This window comes from Vibrio sp. V04_P4A5T148 (genome assembly GCF_963875605.1).
In the GTDB taxonomy this organism is placed as follows: Bacteria; Pseudomonadota; Gammaproteobacteria; order Enterobacterales; family Vibrionaceae; genus Vibrio; species Vibrio anguillarum.
Genome location: NZ_CAWNMS010000069.1, coordinates 1 through 21,521, shown reverse-complemented (window position 1 = coordinate 21,521; position 21,521 = coordinate 1). Strand labels below are relative to the sequence as shown.

19 protein-coding genes and 3 tRNA genes are annotated in these 21,521 nt (G+C 43.9%); 16 read left to right on the top strand and 6 right to left on the bottom strand.

Annotated features, from left to right (window positions below; all coding sequences use genetic code 11):
• Nucleotides 1-39 precede the first annotated feature (39 nt).
• Genes AACT18_RS14090 through metN form a run of 3 tightly spaced genes read right to left on the bottom strand, consistent with a single transcriptional unit; the run spans nt 40 to nt 2,600 of the window.
• Nucleotides 40-849 carry a MetQ/NlpA family lipoprotein gene (locus AACT18_RS14090; protein ID WP_013857385.1) on the bottom strand — a complete coding sequence of 270 codons (810 nt, stop codon included), beginning with the start codon at nt 847-849 and terminating at the stop codon, nt 40-42.
• A gap of 49 nt (nt 850-898) precedes the next feature.
• The gene (locus AACT18_RS14085; RefSeq protein ID WP_017044205.1) at nt 899-1,576 is read right to left on the bottom strand and encodes a methionine ABC transporter permease; all 678 of its coding nucleotides are present in this window, start codon (nt 1,574-1,576) and stop codon (nt 899-901) included.
• Nucleotides 1,566-2,600 carry a methionine ABC transporter ATP-binding protein MetN gene (gene metN, locus AACT18_RS14080; protein ID WP_013857383.1) on the bottom strand — a complete coding sequence of 345 codons (1,035 nt, stop codon included), beginning with the start codon at nt 2,598-2,600 and terminating at the stop codon, nt 1,566-1,568. Before metN ends, AACT18_RS14085 begins: the two co-directional genes overlap by 11 nt.
• 197 nt (nt 2,601-2,797) lie before the next feature.
• Here metN and gmhB point away from each other — a divergent pair, with 197 nt between their 5' ends.
• The 9 genes from gmhB to AACT18_RS14035 all read left to right on the top strand — a co-directional run bounded on the left by gmhB (nt 2,798) and on the right by AACT18_RS14035 (nt 11,776).
• Entirely contained in the window at nt 2,798-3,349 is a 552-nt protein-coding gene (gene gmhB, locus AACT18_RS14075) for a D-glycero-beta-D-manno-heptose 1,7-bisphosphate 7-phosphatase (RefSeq protein WP_094143607.1), read from the top strand.
• A gap of 26 nt (nt 3,350-3,375) precedes the next feature.
• Nucleotides 3,376-3,720 (top strand): MliC family protein, encoded by a 345-nt coding sequence (locus tag AACT18_RS14070; protein WP_017044208.1) that lies wholly within the window; start codon nt 3,376-3,378, stop codon nt 3,718-3,720.
• Nucleotides 3,721-3,775: 55 nt separating this feature from the next.
• Nucleotides 3,776-4,723: a trehalose operon repressor TreR gene (gene treR, locus AACT18_RS14065; RefSeq protein WP_013857380.1), complete on the top strand. Its 948-nt coding sequence runs from the start codon at nt 3,776-3,778 to the stop codon at nt 4,721-4,723.
• Nucleotides 4,724-4,890: 167 nt separating this feature from the next.
• Nucleotides 4,891-6,315 carry a PTS trehalose transporter subunit IIBC gene (treB, locus tag AACT18_RS14060; RefSeq protein WP_094125030.1) on the top strand — a complete coding sequence of 475 codons (1,425 nt, stop codon included), beginning with the start codon at nt 4,891-4,893 and terminating at the stop codon, nt 6,313-6,315.
• Nucleotides 6,316-6,376: 61 nt separating this feature from the next.
• On the top strand, nt 6,377-8,068 hold the full coding sequence (treC, locus tag AACT18_RS14055) for an alpha,alpha-phosphotrehalase (RefSeq protein WP_094125029.1): 1,692 nt from the start codon (nt 6,377-6,379) through the stop codon (nt 8,066-8,068).
• 257 nt (nt 8,069-8,325) lie between these two features.
• Nucleotides 8,326-9,048, top strand: coding sequence for a winged helix-turn-helix domain-containing protein (locus AACT18_RS14050; RefSeq protein WP_094125028.1), 723 nt, complete (start codon nt 8,326-8,328; stop codon nt 9,046-9,048).
• Nucleotides 9,039-10,673 carry an ATP-binding protein gene (locus tag AACT18_RS14045; protein WP_094125027.1) on the top strand — a complete coding sequence of 545 codons (1,635 nt, stop codon included), beginning with the start codon at nt 9,039-9,041 and terminating at the stop codon, nt 10,671-10,673. The genes AACT18_RS14050 and AACT18_RS14045 overlap by 10 nt, the downstream gene beginning before the upstream one ends.
• Nucleotides 10,674-10,749: 76 nt before the next feature.
• Complete coding sequence (locus AACT18_RS14040; protein WP_094125026.1) at nt 10,750-10,986, top strand: hypothetical protein; 237 nt, start codon at nt 10,750-10,752, stop codon at nt 10,984-10,986.
• 22 nt (nt 10,987-11,008) lie between these two features.
• A complete protein-coding gene (locus AACT18_RS14035; RefSeq protein ID WP_094125025.1) occupies nt 11,009-11,776 on the top strand; it encodes a PKD domain-containing protein in 768 nt (255 codons plus the stop codon).
• Nucleotides 11,777-11,875: 99 nt separating this feature from the next.
• Here AACT18_RS14035 and AACT18_RS14030 read toward each other — a convergent pair.
• The 3 genes from AACT18_RS14030 to AACT18_RS14020 all read right to left on the bottom strand — a co-directional run bounded on the left by AACT18_RS14030 (nt 11,876) and on the right by AACT18_RS14020 (nt 12,288).
• A tRNA-Tyr gene (locus tag AACT18_RS14030) sits at nt 11,876-11,960 on the bottom strand.
• A 79-nt stretch (nt 11,961-12,039) separates the two neighbouring features.
• Nucleotides 12,040-12,124, bottom strand: a tRNA-Tyr gene (locus AACT18_RS14025).
• Nucleotides 12,125-12,203: 79 nt separating this feature from the next.
• Nucleotides 12,204-12,288: transfer RNA gene (locus AACT18_RS14020), tRNA-Tyr, on the bottom strand.
• Nucleotides 12,289-12,771: 483 nt separating this feature from the next.
• On the opposite strand from AACT18_RS14020, the gene AACT18_RS14015 reads away from it, so the two are divergent.
• The 7 genes from AACT18_RS14015 to AACT18_RS13985 form a co-directional block, all read left to right on the top strand.
• The gene (locus AACT18_RS14015) at nt 12,772-13,824 is read left to right on the top strand and encodes an efflux RND transporter periplasmic adaptor subunit (protein ID WP_094124827.1); all 1,053 of its coding nucleotides are present in this window, start codon (nt 12,772-12,774) and stop codon (nt 13,822-13,824) included.
• Nucleotides 13,824-16,934, top strand: a complete 3,111-nt coding sequence (gene vexH, locus AACT18_RS14010) for a vibriobactin export RND transporter permease subunit VexH (RefSeq protein ID WP_094124828.1) — start codon at nt 13,824-13,826, stop codon at nt 16,932-16,934. Before AACT18_RS14015 ends, vexH begins: the two co-directional genes overlap by 1 nt.
• 322 nt (nt 16,935-17,256) lie before the next feature.
• A complete protein-coding gene (locus tag AACT18_RS14005; protein ID WP_094143538.1) occupies nt 17,257-17,784 on the top strand; it encodes a low molecular weight protein-tyrosine-phosphatase in 528 nt (175 codons plus the stop codon).
• A gap of 297 nt (nt 17,785-18,081) precedes the next feature.
• Nucleotides 18,082-19,200, top strand: a complete 1,119-nt coding sequence (gene wecB, locus AACT18_RS14000) for a non-hydrolyzing UDP-N-acetylglucosamine 2-epimerase (protein ID WP_094125801.1) — start codon at nt 18,082-18,084, stop codon at nt 19,198-19,200.
• 17 nt (nt 19,201-19,217) lie between these two features.
• Complete coding sequence (gene vpsB, locus AACT18_RS13995) at nt 19,218-20,459, top strand: UDP-N-acetyl-D-mannosamine dehydrogenase VpsB (protein ID WP_017047992.1); 1,242 nt, start codon at nt 19,218-19,220, stop codon at nt 20,457-20,459.
• Complete coding sequence (gene vpsC / locus AACT18_RS13990; protein WP_017045453.1) at nt 20,456-21,010, top strand: exopolysaccharide biosynthesis acetyltransferase VpsC; 555 nt, start codon at nt 20,456-20,458, stop codon at nt 21,008-21,010. Before vpsB ends, vpsC begins: the two co-directional genes overlap by 4 nt.
• A partial coding sequence (locus AACT18_RS13985; protein ID WP_141138104.1) for a glycosyltransferase occupies nt 21,007-21,521 on the top strand: 515 nt, incomplete at its 3' end. The genes vpsC and AACT18_RS13985, both read left to right, overlap by 4 nt.

Here is a 21,521-nt window from a genome sequence, read left to right as displayed (position 1 = left end):
TTTTTATAGGCTTTTTTGCACAGGTAATAGGTTTATTAATTACCAGCCTTTTACTGCACCACCGTCAAAAATTTTCGAAGCGGCTTGGTACACTTCTTCTGTTTGGTAGGCTTTAACAAAGTTAGTCACGTTTTCAGCATTCAGATTTTCTGCACGAGAAACAATGATATTGACATAAGGTGACTCTTTATCTTCAACGAACACACCATCTTTTTCAGGCGTTAGATTGATTGAGCTGGCGTAGGTCGTGTTGATGATAGAGAGCGTAACGTCGTCAAGTGAACGAGGCAGTTGCGCGGCATCTAACTCAACAATAGTGATGTTTTTTGGGTTGGCGACCACATCACGTACCGTTGCCAGTAGGCCTGCTCCGTCACGTAGAGTAATAAGGCCTTGCTGTTCTAGCAGCAGTAAAGAGCGACCAAGGTTGGTTGGATCGTTAGGTACCGCAATACGAGAGCCATCTTGAATCTCATCAACCGATTTCACTTGTTTTGAATAGCCAGCAATCGGGTAAACAAAGGTGTTACCTGCAATCGCTAATTTGTAACCGCGGTCAGCGATCTGTTGATCAAGGTATGGCTTGTGTTGGAATGCATTGATATCAATCGAACCATCATCCAGTGCCGCATTAGGGGTAACATAGTCGGTAAACGTCACGAGTTCTACATCTAGGTTGTATTTTTCTTTTGCAATTTTTGCTGCAACTTCAGCAACTTGTGCTTCAGCACCGGCAATGACACCCACTTTGATTTTATTGTTGTCGACCGCTTTTTCACCACAGCCTGCCAGCACGAGTGCTGAAGCGCTAACGGCGAGGGTAAGTAGAGCTTTAAGGCTAAATTTCATGATTAACTCCTTGTTATAAAACGAATCTGTGTTTTAACTTTATTGTGATTTAACGGTGGTCGACACGGCGGACAAACTTATCGCCAATCGATTGAATAATTTGTACTAAGACAATCAACATCACCACGGTGACCGTCATGATGCCTAAGTCGTAGCGATGAAAGCCGTAACGAATAGCGACATCGCCCAAGCCACCGCCGCCAACGGTTCCGGCCATGGCAGAGTAACTTACTAGAGTGACCATAGTGATGGTGACTGAGTTGACAATCGTTGGTAGCGCTTCAGGAAGCAACACTTTACGAATAATTTGGATCGGCGTAGCCCCCATTGACTGCGCAGCTTCGACCAAACCAGTGGGCACTTCCAGCAATGCACTTTCAATTAAACGAGCGACAAATGGAATTGCGCCAATCGTCAGCGGCACAATGGCCGCCGTGGTGCCAATAAACGTACCGACAAGCAGTTTTGTCACCGGAATAATGGCCACCATAAGCACCAAAAATGGCACAGAGCGACCAATGTTGACGATGGCACCAAGAATGCGGTTCAGCTGAGTGTTTTCGAGAAGGCCGCCTTTTTTGGTGGTATGTAAAATAACCCCCAGTGGAATACCAACCACGAAACCGACGATGCCCGCGACAGCGACCATGTAGAGTGTTTGCCAGGTTGCCATCAGTAGAAGATCGCCATTCAGGTTTAACCAAGCGGTGATGGTGTTAAAGGACATAACCAAGTACCTCTACTTTTACGTTGTTTTCGCGAAGAAATTCAAGAGCGGCCGTATCGTCCGACTCATTACCAAACAGTTCAGCGACCATCATGCCGAATTTAACGCCACCAGCGTAATCAAGGTCAGAACTTAATATACTGACATCAATATTAAATTTACGGGCAATTTGTGTCATCAAGGGAGCATCAACCGTTGCGCCTGTAAACTCTAATCGCACCAGCGGGTAGCTACCTTTTACGCGAGTGGCTTGCAGGCGAGCTTGGTAATCTTCCGGAATTGATAAATCGAGCGTTGAGCGAATAAATTGATGAGCTAAGGCGGTTTTAGGGTGAGCAAAAATCTCGCCAACTGTGCCTTTTTCAACCAGTTCACCGTCGCCAATAATCGCCACTTCGTGGCAAATACTTTTTACCACATCCATTTCGTGAGTAATTAGCAAAATGGTGATATTGAGTGTGCGGTTGATCTCTTTCAATAGCTCTAAAATCGATTGAGTCGTCGCAGGATCAAGCGCACTGGTGGCTTCGTCACACAGCAATACTTTGGGATCAGAGGCGAGTGCTCGCGCTATTGCAACACGTTGCTTTTGACCACCACTCAGATTTGCAGGATAAGTTTCGCGCTTATCCGTCAGGCCGACCAGTTGCAACAGCTCTGACACTTTCTTTTCAATGCTATTTTTTTCGACACCAGCCAGCTCAAGTGGCAGAGCAACGTTGTCAAATACCGTACGTGATGAAAGCAAATTGAAGTGTTGAAAGATCATGCCAATGTTGCGACGAGCTTGGCTGAGTTCTGATTTGCTCAGTTGAGTTAAATCAACGCCATCAACCACAACCGAACCTGTTGTTGGAGCTTCTAGCATGTTGACGCAGCGAATCAGTGTACTTTTCCCTGCACCTGACGAGCCAATTACACCAAAAATAGTGCCTTGCTTAATGTGAAGATTAATCTCTTTCAAAGCATGAATTTCCTTATTGCCTTGATAGAAAACTTTATTTACTTGATTAATTTGAATCATCGGAAAACCTGTGCAGGGATAACAGAATAAAATGTTGAACTCTCTCTCACTTGTTGGACGATGCTATGGCTTAACTTGATTTAAGTCAATAGATATTTTTACGTCTAGACGTCTAAACGCTTTGGTGAATTAGGTAGTGATGAAAAAAATAAAGCGTGTAATAATCATCATATCTGGCGTGATATGAGAGAGTTATTTTGGCTAAACCTGCAGTGTTTTTAGATCGCGATGGCGTGATCAACGTTGATCATGGCTATGTTCATGATGAGCATGATTTTGAGTTTATCGATGGTGTATTTGAAGCTACTAAGAAGTTTCAAGACATGGGGTATTTGCTGGTTTTGGTGACCAACCAATCAGGTATCGCTCGTGGGAAATTTAGTGAAGAGCGCTTTTTATCTTTAACGCAATGGATGGACTGGAATTTTGCCGATCACGGTGTCGAGTTTGATGGTATTTATTACTGCCCGCACCATGCAGAGCACGGTGAAGGTAAGTATAAAGAAGAGTGTGATTGCCGCAAACCCAAGCCTGGTATGTTTATCTCCGCACGGGACTTTCTTGATATCGATATGGAAAAATCCGTGATGATAGGCGATAAAGCTGAAGATATGATGGCTGCACAAGCCGCAGGTGTTGGTACTCGTGTGTTAGTGCGTTCGGGTAAACCCGTTACTGAGCAAGGTGAATTACTCGCCACCGTGGTACTTGATAGTATTCGCGATGTCCCTGCTTTTCTTGCACAGTAAAAATTCCCCCCTTTGTGGAAGGCAATATGAATAAATCATTTCTTTTTGTTGGATTCAGTGTTGGTTTTTTAGCGGCATGCTCACCACACTACGCGAACGATTCGCGCGTTGAAAGTGAGAACCTGTTCCAGCATTATCAATGCCGTTCTGGTGAGCATTTTGATGTTGCGTATATTGAGCAACAGTCAGCCGTTCTCCGTATTGCCGATCGCGAATATACATTAATACAAATTCCAGCCGCCTCTGGCGCAAAGTATGTGATCGACGATAGCGAGCAAACTCAGCCTCAAACCGTGCTTTTACATACGAAAGGCGATGAGGCTTTGCTCGAAGTGGGATCAACGACTTATCAAGGCTGTACCACTCAATAATTCATTTAAGATAAGCGCATGCTATCTTCCATTTTTATTTACGCTATAGGTTCGCATGAGCAGAAAACTGACTATCTTGGATATTGCAAAACTGTCTGGTGTTGGTAAATCGACGGTTTCTCGTGTATTGACGAACGACCCAAAAGTGAAGCCTGAAACACGAGCAAAAGTGGAACGCGTTATCCAAGATTCTGGGTATGTGCCACTGAAATCGGCTCAGTTAATGCGTGGTGGCAGTGAGAAAGTGATTGGCGTGATTATCTCACGCCTTGAGTCACCGTCTGAAAACCGCGCCGTGGGGCGAATGCTACAGGTGTTGTATCAAAATGGGTACGATGTGGTGATTATGGAAAGCCAGTTTGATCGCACTAAAACGAACGAGCACCTTGAGGTTTTACATAAGCGTAATGTGGATGGTGTGATTGTATTTGGTTTTACCGATCTCGATATCACACAACTCAACCTATGGGCATCGCGAGCGGTTGTGATTGCGATGGATGCCGATAAAGTCTCATCGATTAACTATGACAATTATGGTGTTATTCAAGGCGCGCTTGCTCATTTGACTTCGAAAAATCGAGTTCATATTTCCTACATTGGGGTCGATCCTAGCGATAAAACGACAGGTAAATTACGTTTAGATTCGTACTTAGATTGGTGCAAACAAAGTGGATGCACTCCCAATTATCGCACTGGACGTTTGCATCATGAAAGTGCCTACCAACTGGTTGATGAAGTGCTGAATGATCAGACTCAAGCTATCGTGTGCGCCAGTGACACTCTGGCACTTGGCGTGATTAAACGTCTCCAAGAATTGGGCCGAGATGATATCGCCGTCACTGGTGTAGGTGGTAATGAGCTGCTCTCTTTTCTTTTCCCTAATATTTACAGTATTGATCCTGGCTATGCTCAAGCGGGAGAAAAAGCAGCTAATTTATTGATTTTACAGCTTAATAATGAAATGAACCCTGCACACATCACTCAACAACCGCTAACAAGCTAACTCCTTATTTCTTAAAGTGAATTACAATTAGTCTGTGATCTTATTCAATTAATGGGATTGTTCCCATTTTTACCTTTTATTATTTATGTCAATATTGCACTTGTAGGTGGGAATGTTCCCATTAAAAAGAAAAACAGACAGTATTCCAATATAGGGTGGGCAAAAGTATGGCCAAGATAGCGAAGCAAGACGTGATACGTCTCATCGAGCTGGTAGGTGGTAAAGAGAACATCGCCAGTGTGAGTCACTGTTTGACTCGTTTACGCTTTGTTTTAAATGATACCGACAAGGCGGATAAAAAAGGACTAGAACAGCTGAGCATGGTTAAAGGGTGTTTTACCAATGCTGGGCAGTTTCAAGTTGTGATTGGTACTGAGGTGGACGAAGTTTACGCCATCTTAATCGGGCTTTCAGGCAAAGAAGCCGTTTCTAAAGATGAAGCGAAGAAAGCCGCTCGCCAAAACATGAACTTTTTAGAACGTGGCATTTCGCATCTTGCGGAAATCTTTGTTCCTTTGCTGCCAGCGATCATCACTGGCGGTTTAATCCTCGGTTTTCGTAATGTCATTGGCGACATTCGCATGTTCGATGGCAAAACCTTGGTTGAAATTAGCCAATTTTGGGCCACGGTTCATTCTTTCTTATGGTTAATTGGCGAGGCTATTTTCTTCTTCCTACCGGTTGGTGTTTGTTGGTCAACGGTGAAAAAGTTGGGTGGAACACCGATACTAGGTATTACTTTGGGTGTGACTCTGGTTTCGCCTCAATTAATGAATGCTTATCTGATCGGTAAGCAGATGCCCGAAGTGTGGGATTTTGGCTTGTTTGTGATAGAGAAAGTCGGCTATCAAGCTCAGGTTATTCCTGCAATGTTGGCGGGTGTTGCTCTGGCGTTTATTGAGACAAACTTAAAGCGCATCATCCCTTCTTATCTTTATCTCGTTGTTGTGCCGTTTATCTCTATCATATTGTCCGTTATTTTGGCTCACGCTTTAATTGGTCCATTTGGCCGCGTATTGGGCGATGGCGTCGCGTTTGCGGCTAAAGCTGCAATGACTGGCGATTTTGCGGTTATCGGCTCAATGGTGTTCGGTTTATTGTATGCGCCACTGGTCATTACCGGGATTCACCACACCACTAACGCGGTGGATCTGCAGTTGATGCAAGAAATGGGTGGTACGCCAATTTGGCCATTGATTGCACTGTCAAATATTGCTCAAGCGTCTGCGGTCGTCGGTATCATCTTTATCAGTAAAAAACACGGTGAGCGAGACATCTCTGTTCCTGCTGCTATTTCGGCTTATTTGGGTGTGACAGAGCCAGCGATGTATGGTGTCAACTTAAAGTACAAGTTCCCAATGCTAAGCGCCATGATTGGTAGTGCTATTGCAGCCGCAATTTGTGGTAGTGCAGGGGTGATGGCGAATGGCATCGGTGTGGGTGGTTTACCAGGTATTCTTTCGATTCAACCACAATACTGGGGTATTTACGGCATCGCGATGCTGGTGGCGATGGCCGTCCCAATTCTGCTTACTCTGTTTTTATACAAACGAGCTCAAGCTAAAGGCGAGCTAGAGCCAGCAAGTGCATAACCTTTCATTCGAGTGGTGAGTTTTCACCACTCATTTTCATTTTGGTAAGTGAGTTGTCAATATGGTTATAACCAAGAGTGATAGTCAGTGGTGGAAAACTGCGACCATCTATCAGATTTATCCCAAAAGTTTTTGTGATAGCGGCAATAAAGGAACGGGAGATATCAAAGGGATCATCTCTAAACTGGATTACTTGCACCGCTTGGGAATTGATGCCATTTGGCTGACACCCATTTATTCATCTCCAATGGTTGATAACGGTTATGACATTTCGGATTATTACAGTGTCAATCCTCAATTCGGTAGCATGCAAGATTTTGATGAACTGCTGGCTCAAGCTCATCAAAGAGGGATCCGTATTATTATGGATATTGTGGTTAACCACACCTCAACCGAGCACGCTTGGTTTCAGTCGGCGTTGGGTGATAAATCAAGCCCGTATCGTGACTATTATATTTGGCAAGACCCGATTAATGGTCAGGCTCCAAATAATTGGCAGTCAAAGTTTGGTGGTAGTGCATGGGCGTTAGATGACGCAACAGGGCAATATTATCTGCACCTATTTGCCAAAGAGCAGGCTGATCTTAATTGGGAAAATCCTCAAGTTCGTGAGGAAGTGAAGCAAGTGATTCGTTTTTGGGCCGAAAAAGGGGTGGATGGTTTTCGTCTCGATGTGATCAATTTAATCTCAAAAGCGCAGGATTTCAGTGATGATCACCAAGGTGATGGACGCCGTTTTTATACCGATGGCCCGCGCGTGCATGAATTTTTACAAGAGATCAGCCAAGCTGTTTTTCAACAATACGGCAGTGTCACTGTGGGGGAAATGTCCTCAACAACGCTTGAGCATTGCCAGCAATATTCAAGCTTGGATGGCAAAGAACTTTCGATGGTGTTTAACTTCCACCATTTAAAAGTGGATTATCCGAACGGTGAAAAATGGACGAAAGCGCCATTTGATTTCTTGCAATTGAAGCAGATTTTCAACCATTGGCAAACGGGTTTAAATGGTAAAGGGTGGGGAGCACTTTTTTGGTGTAACCATGATCAACCTCGTATCGTGAGCCGTTTAGGGGATGATCAACGTTATCGCGTTGAGTCGGCAAAAATGTTGGCCGCATCGATTCATATGATGCAAGGCACGCCTTATGTTTATCAAGGTGAAGAAATAGGCATGACCAATCCCGGCTACACCGCTATTGAACAGTACCGAGATGTGGAAAGTACTAACATTTACGACATCATGGTGAACCAGCAAGGGGTAAGTCATGAAGCGATGATGGCCATTCTTGCACAAAAATCCCGTGACAATTCTCGCACGCCAATGCAATGGAATGCAGAGCGCTTTGCTGGTTTTAGCCAAGGTCAGCCTTGGCTAGACATTGCAGAAAACTATCAAGAATTGAATGCGCAATGTGCGTTAGCTGATGAGCAATCGGTGTTCTATTTCTATCGAGAGTTGATAGCGCTGCGCAAAAAAATCGGTGTAATTACCGATGGTGATTACACCGATTTGCTACCCGATCATAAAGAGATTTTTGCCTACCAGCGACGCAACGCGAAACAGGTGCTGATCTGTATCAATAACTATTATGGCGTTGACACCGAATGTGTGTTGCCAAAAGAGTTACCGATTGAGAAAGCAAAATACCTGTTAGGTAACTATACAGATATAAAACCACTCAAAGTTTTGGAACATCAAGTGCTTCGTCCGTATGAAACACGCGTAATTTTGTTCGATTTAGTATCCTGATTGAGCCCTACCCCTATAGGTTCAGTCATTTTTCAGCCCCGAATTTTCGGGGCTTTTTTATCGACTCTGTTTATGAGTCACGGCCCAATGGCACTTTCTTCGTGCTCTTATTGATTCAACGCGGTAGGTTCGGCTGTTGATGGTTTGTTTGATATTTTAACAACACCACAACTTTGTTGCTTGGTCACAATTAGTCACACAAAGATGAAACACAATCCGCTATAGTTTGCGTTCTTAGCAAACGGATGTGAAACACAATGAACAGTACTCTCTCCCCCTCTTATCGAGTGGTTCTCGTTGAAGACGATTTAGAACTCTCGGAACTGATCAAATACTTTCTCAACCACTATGAGTTTTGTGTCTCAACGGTTGCGGATGGGATTCAAGCCGTTGATCGGATTTTGGATGAGCAACCTGATTTAGTCATTCTGGATATTATGCTACCAGGGCAAAGTGGTATGGATGTCTGCCGCGCTGTCCGAGATCAATACCACGGTATGATCTTAATGCAAACGGCGTTGGATGACGATATTGATCAGGTGATGGGGTTGGAACTGGGTGCCGATGACTATGTTGTTAAGCAGGTTAAGCCCCGTTTGCTACTGTCACGTATTCGAGCTTTACTTCGAAGGCAAGCAAGAGGAAGTCAAAGTGACAAATATGAATTGTGCATAGGTAGCTTGTGGATGAATTTGCAACATCGAGCGGTATTACTTGAGCAGCAGCCCATAAAACTCACGACCAGCGAGTTTGAGCTCTTGTATCTACTCGCCCAACATGTCGGCACCATTGTCACGAGAGATGATATCGCTCAGCATGTGCGTGGTTTTGAATATGATGGTTTAGATCGCTCAATTGATCGTCGTATATCACGCTTGCGGCGTGCGCTCGGAGATGATCCTAATGAACCTAAGTTGATAAAAACGGTTCGAGGTAAAGGATATCAGCTCTGCGCTGTATCGGAAGGGAGGTGGTCATGATTCGATCTTTTTGGGTACTCTGGGTAGCTGTGTTTCTGCCGATCTTATTACTCAGTATTCCCACGCAATTTAATCCGATCCCATATCTTAGCCGCAGTATCTCTGAAGAATTTTATAAGCCTGTCTATCAGAGTAACTTTACGTTTCTATCTGAAAAATTACGTCAAGCGCCTCAAGCTGAGTGGACAACGATTATTGACGGCTATGCTAAGCATTTCAGTTACCCACTTCGATTAGAGGCATTAGACAGTTACCACGCCTCCCCAGAAGTTTATCAAGCGTTGCAAAAAGGCGAGATCATTTTCCAAGATGGTGATCCTATGGCACTTTTGCAAAGAGTGCTGAACAGTGACAAAGTGCTCTATTTCGCGATCAATGAACCGAGAGAACTCGCTGCGCTTAACCAGTCCAGAGGTACATTATACCTCGCGGTAGAAGATCTCCGTAGCCAACCTCGTAATCAATGGCAAACCAGTATTGCTGAGCAAAATAGCCGAATACCTTTAGAGTTGAGTCTATTGCGAGAGCAAGATTTGTCACCCATCGAGCGAACCAAATTGCTGGCTGATAAAGAGCAGATGACCAGTTATATCAATCAACAAGGCAGCATGATCTTATTGGCTGCGGTGGATGAGAATACGTGGTTACGCGTCGAGGACAATATTTCCTACCAAACCCAATTAAAGCTCACTACGGCTATCGGCGGTTTCTTTTTTTTAGCCATTTCTGTGGCCTTAGTTATGTGGATTTATCCTTTATGGCGAGATCTGAAACGTCTGGTAAAAACGGCGAATGAATTTGGCCAAGGAGTATTATCTCGTAGAGCGACGACATCCCGGTTGTCCGTGGTCTCTCAGCTCAGTCATTCTTTTAATAACATGGCAAATAACATCGAAAAGCTGATTGCCAGCCAAAGAACCTTAACCAACGCCGTGGCGCATGATTTACGAACACCGCTCTACCGTTTACGCTTTGCATTTGAAATGCTTGAGGATGAAGACATTGCCTTAAGCCAGAAAGAAAAATACCGCCAAGTGATTCACTCCAGTATTGAAGATCTCGATCATTTGATTAACCAGACACTTGTTTTGTCGCGCTATAACCGTATCACAGATATTCGCCATTTTTCTTATTGCCACTTTGCCGACAATTTGGTTGCAGAAGCGGAGCATTTCCAGCTTGAAAACCCGCAACTCACATTGCGTGTCAGCGTGTTGGATTCGTTGCGACAGCAAACGATATTTGTCGATAATCGAGCTTTATTGCGGGCCGTTAAAAACTTGCTGAGTAATGCCGCGCGATTTGCGCAGCAAGAGATCCATCTCTCGTTGAACGAATCTAATGGGCAACTTTTTTTGGTGGTCGAAGACGATGGCCCCGGTATTGCGCCAGATGATATTGAACGTATTTTTGAGCCCTTTACTCAAGTGAATAATCAAGAGCGTAATAGTGAAAAAGGCCATGGTCTTGGGCTGGCGATTGTCAAACAGATCACTCGTTGGCATCAAGGTAAGGTTAGAGTAAAAGTAAATGGTTCAGCATTAGGGGGCGCATGTTTTGAACTGCAATGGCCAAAGCAGATTTCGCTACCTAATGTGACCAAACTGGATACAAATGGTCAATAAACTGCTGACGATTTATTTGTATTGAGAATGCTACCTTGAATGGGTCGGTGAATCAGACCGCTCACAAGGAGTAAGCATGAATACCAAATTATTAGCGCTGTTTTTAAGCGGCGTATTTTTCTCATCTACCAGTGCCACTAAACCGATGGAATGGATCTCAGCCTTCAGCGATGGGGTCCGCTTAAATGACCAGCTCAGCCAAACCAATACGCAATCGAATGTGATGATGGATTACTCGCAACAAGATGCTGCATTGTATTTGGACGGTAGTGAAGTCGCCTTTCTTTCCATCAGTACCAGTTACCTCTTCTAATGCTTAATCACAGGAAAATATTATGTTTAAGTTAAACCAGTTGTTCGTGATCCTGAGTGTGCTCGCACTTATCGTGGGATGTAAAGCCGATGATTTGAAAGATGCGGATAAGCTGACTAAGCCTACGGTTAATGCTGGTGCTGATCAGATGTTAATACTGCCAGTAAATAGTATTACGCTGAGCGGAACGGCGAAATCTGAGTTATCAATATATGAAATTAAAACGAAGTCTTGGCGTCAAGTTTCTGGGCCTCAATCGCTTACTTTGATCAATGCAGATTCTCTGAAAGCAACGGCGTTTTATCCTACGATTGCTGGCACGTATATTTTTGAATTATCAGTCAAAGACAGTGGTGGAAGAAGCAACAGTGACCAAATGCAGGTGATCATTCAGGCGGCCGCGCAAAGCATGCAGCGAGCCTATATGCAGCAGGTTGATGTCGTTGCTTGGCAGTATGCTGATAGGAACCAAGGCATGCTGAGCTTTAGTGATTTAGATTCGGTTTCTTTAACCGAATTGGACACTCAATTAGAGCATGCGCTGACCTCACTCAATAGCGCTGCTGAGTTTGAGCTACATTTTGCCGCCAATGCTGGGGGAAATATACAAACGGCTTTGTTGTTATTAAATGCCCTTTCTGCTCAAGGAGTTCCGATTTGTTTAAGTGAAAGTTCATCTTGCCACTCTTTGGAACAAGGGTTTTTATTGCAGACTGAACTGCCAGAGAGTATCAATTGCAGTGATGCACAAAGCTGTGTTACCGCTCTACTTCAGTATATTGAGGGTTAACTAGACTACTTAGTGACGTCAGTTTATAGAGCTATGATGTAAAGAAACGAAAAAGCCAGCTCGAAAGCTGGCTTTTTATCGTTCTCAATCGAGAAAATATGGTGGAGGGGGACGGATTCGAACCATCGAAGGCGGAGCCGGCAGATTTACAGTCTGCTCCCTTTGGCCACTCGGGAACCCCTCCGGGTGTTTTCCTATTCTAAAAATAGGCTTGAATGATGTTTTCCCAACGTATCAGTCAAGGTTTCTCTTACGAGAGAATATGGTGGAGGGGGACGGATTCGAACCATCGAAGGCGGAGCCGGCAGATTTACAGTCTGCTCCCTTTGGCCACTCGGGAACCCCTCCGGGTGTTTTCCTATTCTAAAAATAGGCTTGAATGATGTTTTCCCAACGTATCAATCAAGGTTTCTCTTGCGAGAGAATATGGTGGAGGGGGACGGATTCGAACCATCGAAGGCGGAGCCGGCAGATTTACAGTCTGCTCCCTTTGGCCACTCGGGAACCCCTCCAGAGGGTTTTCATACAATGTGATTTATAGTGTTTATAACGACACTATTGGCTCACAGTATGCTTAAACAACGTTTTCCCAACGCATTGCTCAAGTGCGGAGCGCATGATAGCAAACTCGCTCTCTCTGTAAAGCCTTTTTCTTATGATTTTGAATTGAATGCTGCCTTTTTGGGCAAAGGGGGGAGGAATGGATAGTTTTGCTCTATTTATACCCTTCCCAGTTGAAGCTCCAGCGGTGTTGGCTACGTTCGCTCACCCCAATCACATAGTTTATCTATGCTCATGGGGATGAATTTACTTGCCGCCTACCTGCAACTTCAGGTTGTTTGGGTATAGCCTGTGTGTGACGCCTAAAAAGCTGCCGGAGGAGGCTAAGTTATGACGCACGTTACAGATATTTAATAAGATTTACACTCCTTGACGTTCGAGCGTCGTATAAGCAGTTACAATTCAATCAGTCTATTTATTGTTGAATAAAAACTATGAAAAACACGTCTATTCTTTCGTTAATGATGGTTACTTTGCTTACCACACCGTTAAGTGCGTTCGCTGCGCAAGCACCACAAGCCGTTGCGGTGGTCGCAGAGCGTGTGGCAACTCATCAAGTGTCTCAGTCTCTTTCACTGATTGGTAAATTAGAAGCTGAACGAGCAGTGGAGATCTCATCTGAAGTTTCGGGAAAGGTCAGTCATATTGCGATTAAAGCCAATCAAGAGGTCAAGAAAGGTCAGCTCTTAATTCAGCTTAATGATGATAAAGCCAAAGCCGCACTTTCAGAGGCTCAAGCCTATTTGAACGATGAACAGCGTAAGTTGAAAGAGTTTGAACGTTTGGTCAAACGGAACGCCATTACCCAAACGGAAATCGATGCGCAAAAAGCGAGTGTTGATATTGCTCAAGCACGTTTAGATGCAGCAAACGCAAATTTAAACGATCTGCGCATTAGCGCGCCATTTAATGGCACCGTTGGTTTTATTGATTTTAGTTTGGGCAAAATGGTCAGTGCAGGGACGGAATTGCTGACTTTAGATGACCTATCGGTGATGCAACTCGATATCCAAGTGCCAGAGCGTTACCTTTCGTTAATCAGTAAAGGTATGACGGTGACGGCGAAGAGTAATGCTTGGGCAAAAAACGAGTTTACCGGCAAAGTTGTGGGTATTGATTCTCGCATTAACCGTGAAACCTTGAATTTGCGTGTCCGTATTCATTTCGATAACCAAGATGGCAAGCTAAAACCCGGGATGTTGCTTTCTACTAAGTTGAATTTCCCAGCGATTGAAGCGCCCATTATTCCCGTTCAAGCACTCGAATATTCAGGCACTAAACGCTATGTCTATGTGATTGATAGCAATAATAAAGTAATACGCACGGAAGTTTGGCTTGGCGCGCGGATCGACAATCAAGCGGTGATTGATAAAGGTTTAGCCATTGGCGATAAGATTGTGGTGCAAGGCATCGTGAATATGAGAAACGGCATTGTCGTTACTGAAGTCAATGTGGATGGCTCACCGATACAAAAGGATGACAAATAATGTGGTTATCCGATGTTTCAGTGAAGCGCCCTGTGGCGGCGGTGGTATTAAGCTTACTGTTGTGCGTTTTTGGTCTAGTGTCATTTTCTAAGCTTTCGGTCCGGGAAATGCCTGATATTGAAAGCCCGGTGGTTTCAATCAGTACTCGCTATGCAGGGGCTTCAGCTACCATCATTGAAAGCCAAATCACTTCTGTATTGGAAGATCAACTGGCAGGCATTAGCGGGATTGATGAAATTGAATCCACCACGCGTAATGGCATGTCACGGATTACTGTTACATTTGAACTGGGTTACGATCTCAATACTGGTGTGAGCGATATCCGCGACGCCGTTGCGAGAGCGCAGCGCTCATTACCCGATGAAGCAGATGATCCAACTGTATTCAAAAATAATGGCTCTGGTGAAGCTTCTTTGTACATTAATCTCAGTTCTTCAGAGATGGATCGAACCCAACTGACCGATTATATCGAACGAGCTTTGATTGACCGTTTTAGTTTAATCTCTGGCGTCAGTTCTGTGGATGTGTCTGGTGGCCTTTATAAGGTGATGTATGTCAAGCTCAAGCCGAATCTGATGGCTGGGCGTGGTGTCACGACTTCTGATATATCAAGTGCATTGCGCAGTGAAAATATTGAAAGCCCGGGCGGGGAAGTGCGTAACGATTCGACAGTAATGTCGGTGCGTACCGACCGAGCGTACAAAACGGCTCAAGATTTTGACTATTTGGTGGTTAAGCGCGCAAGTGACAATTCGCCGATTTACTTAAAAGATGTCGCGGATGTCTTCATCGGCGCTGAGAACGAAAACTCAACCTTCAAAAGCGACGGTGTGGTTAATGTGAGCATGGGCATTGTGCCACAGTCAGATGCTAACCCCTTGGATGTGGCGCAGCGTGTCCATCAAGAAGTCGATAATATTCAGCAGTTTCTACCCAAAGGAACGCGCTTGGCCATTGACTACGACTCGACCGTCTTTATTGATCGCTCAATTTCGGAAGTGTATAGCACACTGTTTATCACGGGTGGTTTAGTAATTTTGGTACTGTACATTTTTATCGGCCAAGTTCGGGCAACGCTAATCCCAGCCGTTACTGTGCCAGTATCATTGATCTCTTCTTTTATTGCCGCTTATTATTTCGGATTCTCTATTAACCTTATCACCTTGATGGCGCTGATTCTTTCCATCGGTTTGGTTGTTGATGATGCGATTGTGGTGGTGGAAAATATATTTCATCACATAGAACAGGGAGAGAAGCCACTGCTGGCGGCTTATAAAGGGACGCGCGAAGTCGGCTTTGCCGTGATTGCCACCACATTGGTATTAGTGATGGTCTTTTTACCGATCTCTTTTATGGACGGTATGGTCGGCCTGTTGTTCACCGAGTTCTCTGTACTTTTGGCCATGTCGGTTCTCTTTTCATCGCTAATAGCGTTAACTTTAACGCCCGTTCTCGGTAGCAAGATTTTAAAGGTCAATGTCAAACCAAACCGTTTTAATCGTTTTGTTGATCGTGTTTTTGGCCGTTTAGAAGCGGGTTACAAATCCTCTTTACGTTTTGCTATCAGTTGGAAATGGGCTGCACCGCTCGTCATCCTTGCATGCGTTGGTGGTAGTTATTTTCTGATGCAGAAAGTGCCTTCTCAGCTTACGCCTTCAGAAGATCGCGGCGTTATTTTTGCCTTTGTGCGCGGAGCGGATGCGACCAGTTATAACCGGATGTCGGCCAATATGGATCTTGTTGAGCAGCGGTTAATGCCTTTGGTTGGCAAAGGTTTTCTCAAGTCGTTTAGTATTCAATCGCCCGCGTTCGGTGGGCAAGCGGGTGATCAGACGGGTTTTGTTATCATGATTTTGGATGACTGGAACGAACGAAGCATCACCGCTCAACAAGCATTAGGGCAGGTCAAAAAAACGCTAACGGGAATTCCCGATGTACGAGTTATGCCCTTTATGCCCGGCTTTCGTGGTGGCTCTAACGAGCCTGTTCAGTTTGTGTTAGGTGGGTCAGACTATCCTGAACTCAAAAAATGGGCTGAATTGTTAAAAACGGAAGCTGAAAATTCCCCCTTTATGGAAGGAGCTGACACCAATTATTCCGAAAAGACACCTGAACTGGTGGTGACGATTGATAGGCAGCGTGCCGCGGAATTGGGGATCAGTGTCGCGGATATTTCAGATACGTTAGAAGTGATGCTCGGCGGGAAGAGTGAAACCAGCTTTGTTGAGCGTGGCGAAGAGTATGATGTTTATCTCCGTGGGGACGAAAATAGCTTCAATAACGCCTCCGATTTAAGCCAGATCTACATGAGAACCGCATCTGGTGAGCTTGTTACACTGGATGCACTTGCGAAAGTGGAAGAAGTGGCATCATCGATCCGCTTGTCTCATTACAATAAGCAAAAGGCGATCGCGGTTACTGCAAATTTATCGGCTGGTTACACGTTGGGAGAAGCGCTTGATTTTCTTGACAAGAAAGCGATAGAGATACTTCCTAGTGATATTTCCGTTAGTTACTCAGGTGAGTCAAAAGATTTTAAAGAAAACCAATCGAGCGTAGCCATTGTATTTGCGTTAGCGCTGCTTGTCGCCTATTTGGTACTTGCCGCCCAATTTGAAAGTTTTATCAACCCGTTAGTGGTGATGTTGACGGTGCCGATGGGTGTGTTTGGCGGCTTTCTTGGTCTATCAATTATGGGACAAGGTATCAACATCTATAGCCAGATTGGGATGATTATGCTGATCGGTATGGTGACCAAAAATGGCATTTTGATCGTTGAATTTGCCAACCAGTTGCGTGATAAGGGGGTTGAGTTTGAAAAAGCAATTATTGATGCTTCAGCAAGGCGCTTACGGCCAATCATGATGACCGCCTTTACTACTTTAGCAGGTTCCATCCCATTAATTATCTCGACAGGAGCAGGCTATGAAAGCCGAGTTGCGGTGGGTACGGTGATTTTCTTCGGTATGGGTTTTGCCACTTTAGTCACTCTGTTTGTTATCCCTGCTATGTATCGTTTGGTCTCGGCATCAACACGCTCTCCTGGGCATGTGGAAGCTGAACTTAACCAAGAACTGCTGCACGATGTTAAATCCAGAAGTGTGCACTGATTAATGTACCAAGAGCCTGCGCCCTGCAGGCTCTTCTTTGTTCACCGCTCACACCTATTCCATTCACCGTTATCTATGCCCATTAGATGAACTCACATACGGTCGACCAGTCGAGTTAGCACATCAAGTTATTTGAATATAAAAGCAAGATATCAAATGGTTAATGTGGTTAATGCCATATTCGATAATCTATCAAAATAGCCAGATCTTTTTTCCTATTTAAATCTTAGGTATTAATTATAGATAGACTCAATTTTGAGACACACATTGCAATGCACCTTGCGATACTCTATCCACCTCTTTAATACAGAGACAAAATGAAGTGAATGCATCAGTAATGGCCATGGAAAATAAAAAACTCTCTATTCTCATCGTATGTATGGGAAATATATGCCGTTCACCGCTTTCTGAAGCTGTTTTGAGCCAAAAAGCGCAACAACAAGGAATTAATTTATTTGTTGAAAGCGCTGGTACTGTGAATTATCAAGTGGGCCGAAAACCAGATCCCAAAGCAATATCTGTCGCTGAGCAGCGTGGCTATTCAATGTCAAATTTAAGAGCAAGGCAGGTTTGTTCTGAGGATTTCGAAAAATTTGATCTTATTTTTGCCTTAGATAAAGCCAACTTAGCGGATCTCATTGACATTTGTCCTGCTAGACATAAAGAGAAACTTTCACTGTTTCTATCGCATAGTCACATCGGTGTCACGGAAGTCCCTGATCCTTACAAAGGAAATATTCATATGTTTGAACGGGTTTTGGAACTGATAGAGAGCGGGGCTCAAGGGATCATCGAACATATATCTAAACAATATCAATTAAAGGAAAGTGCAATGAAACTTTGTGTGTAACACATAGAAAGTTTTATATGACTTTTTGATTACCCACCCCCAAAAAAAACAACAGTTTGACAATTTATTTCTACTCATCGTTTATAGGTAGATGATTAAATATGGGTGGTTAATAAGTTTCATCTTATATACATAAAGCAAAAAATGTGAAGAAAATGCGCATTCTAGAGGCGATATCTAGTGGCGGTAGCGTATTTAACCGTTGCTATTCACCATTTTATCTACCTTTTTTGAAGACATAGCGTTGAGCAGTTTGTTCTTAAAAGTCATTTAGTTTAGCCCAAGGAAATAAATAAAGTGAAAAAAATACTCATTGCGTTTGGTACACGACCTGAAGCAATAAAAATGGCGCCTCTAGTTCATCAACTTAAACAAGATAACCGTTTCGATACAAAAGTATGTGTCACTGGCCAGCACAGGGAAATGCTTGACCAGGTTTTAGAGTTGTTTGAAGTGGTGCCTGATTTTGATCTTAATATCATGGAACCAGGGCAAACACTAACGACAGTAACGACTAAAATCTTGAACGGTATGGAAACGGTTCTAAAAGACTTTCAACCAAACATCGTCTTAGTGCATGGCGATACCGCTACAACGTTTGCGACTTCACTTGCTTGTTATTATCAGCAAATTTCAGTCGGCCACGTTGAGGCTGGGTTACGCACCGGCAATATTTATTCCCCTTGGCCTGAAGAAGCGAACCGTAAGCTTACGGGTGCATTGACTCACTACCATTTCGCACCAACGGCAACATCTCAACAAAATTTATTGGATGAAAATTATTGCCTCGAGAACATCCATATTACTGGGAATACCGTCATTGACGCCTTGTTTATGATCCGTAACAAGATTCACAACGAGCAAGATCTCAATGCTACGCTGGCACACCAGTTTCCGATGCTTGATAACAATAAAAAACTCATTCTTGTTACAGGCCACCGTCGTGAAAGTTTTGGTGATGGATTTGAGCGTATTTGTGAAGCCTTATCCATCACAGCAAAGCGTCACCCTGACTGTCAAATTCTTTATCCGGTACATCTTAATCCGAATGTTCAAGAGCCCGTCAATCGTCTTTTAAAAGGCATTGAAAACATTTTCTTAGTGGATCCACAACAGTATTTGCCCTTTGTCTATTTGATGGACAGAGCACACATCATCTTAACCGATTCCGGTGGTATTCAAGAAGAGGCACCGTCGCTAGGGAAGCCTGTATTAGTGATGAGAGACACCACCGAACGACCTGAAGCGGTAAGCGCGGGTACCGTCAAGCTGGTTGGGACTAACACACAACTGATTTGTGAAGAGTTAGACCAGTTGCTTAGTGATGAGCGCGCTTACCAACTCATGAGTCAAGCACACAATCCATACGGTGATGGCAAAGCCTGTCAACGTATCGCCGACATTCTAGCAAGATAAGATTTAAGGAAAATAAGATGTTTAATAAAGTCTCTGTGATTGGTTTAGGGTATATCGGCTTGCCAACGGCTGCCGTTATTGCTTCGCGCGGTATTGAAGTGATTGGCGTAGATGTCAATCAACACGCTGTCGATACAATCAACAAAGGTGAAATTCACATTGTCGAACCGGATTTAGATATCGTAGTTCGAAGTGCAGTGATGACTGGCAAACTAAAAGCAACCGTGACAGCTGAACCAGCTGATGCTTTCTTAGTGGCGGTACCCACACCATTTAAAGGTGACAATCACGAGCCTGATCTTAGCTATATAGAAGCCGCGGCCAAAGCGATTGCACCAGTTCTGGAAAAAGGCAATTTGGTGGTATTGGAAAGTACTTCCCCTGTCGGTGCGACAGAAAAGCTTTCCGCATGGCTAGCAGAGGCTCGTCCTGATTTAACTTTCCCACAGCATAAAGGTGACACGGCTGACATTAAGGTAGCGCATTGCCCAGAGCGAGTTTTACCGGGTTATGTACTACAAGAATTAGTCAGTAATGACCGAGTGATTGGTGGCATGAGTAAATCGTGTAGCGAGAAAGCGATGGCTCTGTATAAAACCTTTGTTAAAGGTGAATGCATCATCAGCAACTCTCGTACGGCGGAGATGGCGAAATTAACAGAAAACTCCTTTCGCGACGTCAATATTGCATTCGCGAACGAACTTTCCCTTATTTGTGAGAAATTAAAAATCAATGTTTGGGAATTAATTAAATTGGCCAACCGCCACCCTCGGGTCAACATATTAAACCCAGGACCAGGTGTTGGCGGGCACTGTATTGCAGTTGACCCTTGGTTTATTGTTAACAGCTGCCCAGAAGAAGCAAAACTGATTGCTGCTGCTCGTCATGTTAATGATGGTAAACCACACTGGGTCGTTGATCAGGTAAAACAAGCCGCAGATCAGTTCAAAAAGCCTGTTATTGCCTGCTTAGGTTTGGCCTTTAAAGCCGATATTGATGATTTACGTGAAAGCCCAGCTTTAGACATCACTTTGCATTTAGCACAAGACAATATTGGACAAATTCTAGCGGTAGAGCCAAATATCCACCAATTACCGGGTAAGCTAACAGAACATGATGTTGAACTAGTCTCGCTAGAGCGTGCTTTAGAGTTAGCCAATATCGTTGTGGTGCTGGTTGATCACCGAGATTTTAAAGAAGCAGATAAAACGGCGTTTGCCAAGAAAGTAGTGATTGATACTAGAGGTGTGGTTGCTTGAGTTCAGCATTCGATCTAATTAAAGCTGATCTGTATCGTCATACAGGAAAGTTGTCGACGGGGTTACTCATCAAGAATCTGATGTTTAACCCTGGTTTTAAGTATATGTTTTGGTTGCGATTATGCCGAAGTGAAAATCGTTTATTACGTTCATTTGCTAGGCTAATGCATAAAAATTTATCCATTAGGTACCAAATACAAATACCGAAAGAAACCGATGTTGGCCCAGGGTTATACCTAGGGCATGGTACTGGGATAATTATCAACAGTACCGCGAAGATTGGCGCCAATTGTAATTTAAGCCCCTTCACTGTAATTGGCTCAAACCAAGGACAAGCGGCTACGATCGGTGATTATGTGTACATCGGTCCTCATGTCTCGATAGTCGAAGATGTTACGATTGGCAATGGAGCGGTTGTAGGGGCTGGTGCTGTGGTTATTCGTGATGTTCCTGAAAATGCGGTCGTTGTTGGAAATCCGGGGCGAGTCATTAAAACGGAAAATAATCGAGCCTATATTGGCCATCCTGTGCAGTTGGATAATAAGCTATGAAAAAAGTACTTCTCATCATGCCTCTTTCAACTCTTAACTGGGGAGAGAAAAATGCAGGTGGGGTAGATTCTGTATGTCAGATGTTGGTTCGTGAGTTAGCCTCTAAAACTCAACCTTCAAAATATCGCTATCGCGTCTTGGCTTTTGATCCTAGCAGTCAAGAGCAATATACCGGTAGTCCAATTATTCTCTCTGAACAGGTAGAAGTTATCTTTGCACCTGCTAATGAATCACGTATAGGGATACCCTTACCCGGAATATTGACAGGATGGTTACGAGTAAGAGAACAAATCTCAAATTACAAGCCTGACATAGTACATGGACATATGAATAGTTGGATGATTTGGCTCGGAGGTAGGTCTAAGAATATTGTAACTCTTCATTCTTATCGGAAAATAGCAAGAAAACCAGTATCAACGACTAATGATTTTTTATATGAAAAAATAATCCCGTTTTTAAGTAAATATTTTGTTGATGCTTTCACTTGCGTTGGAAATGAGCTGGGTGAGGC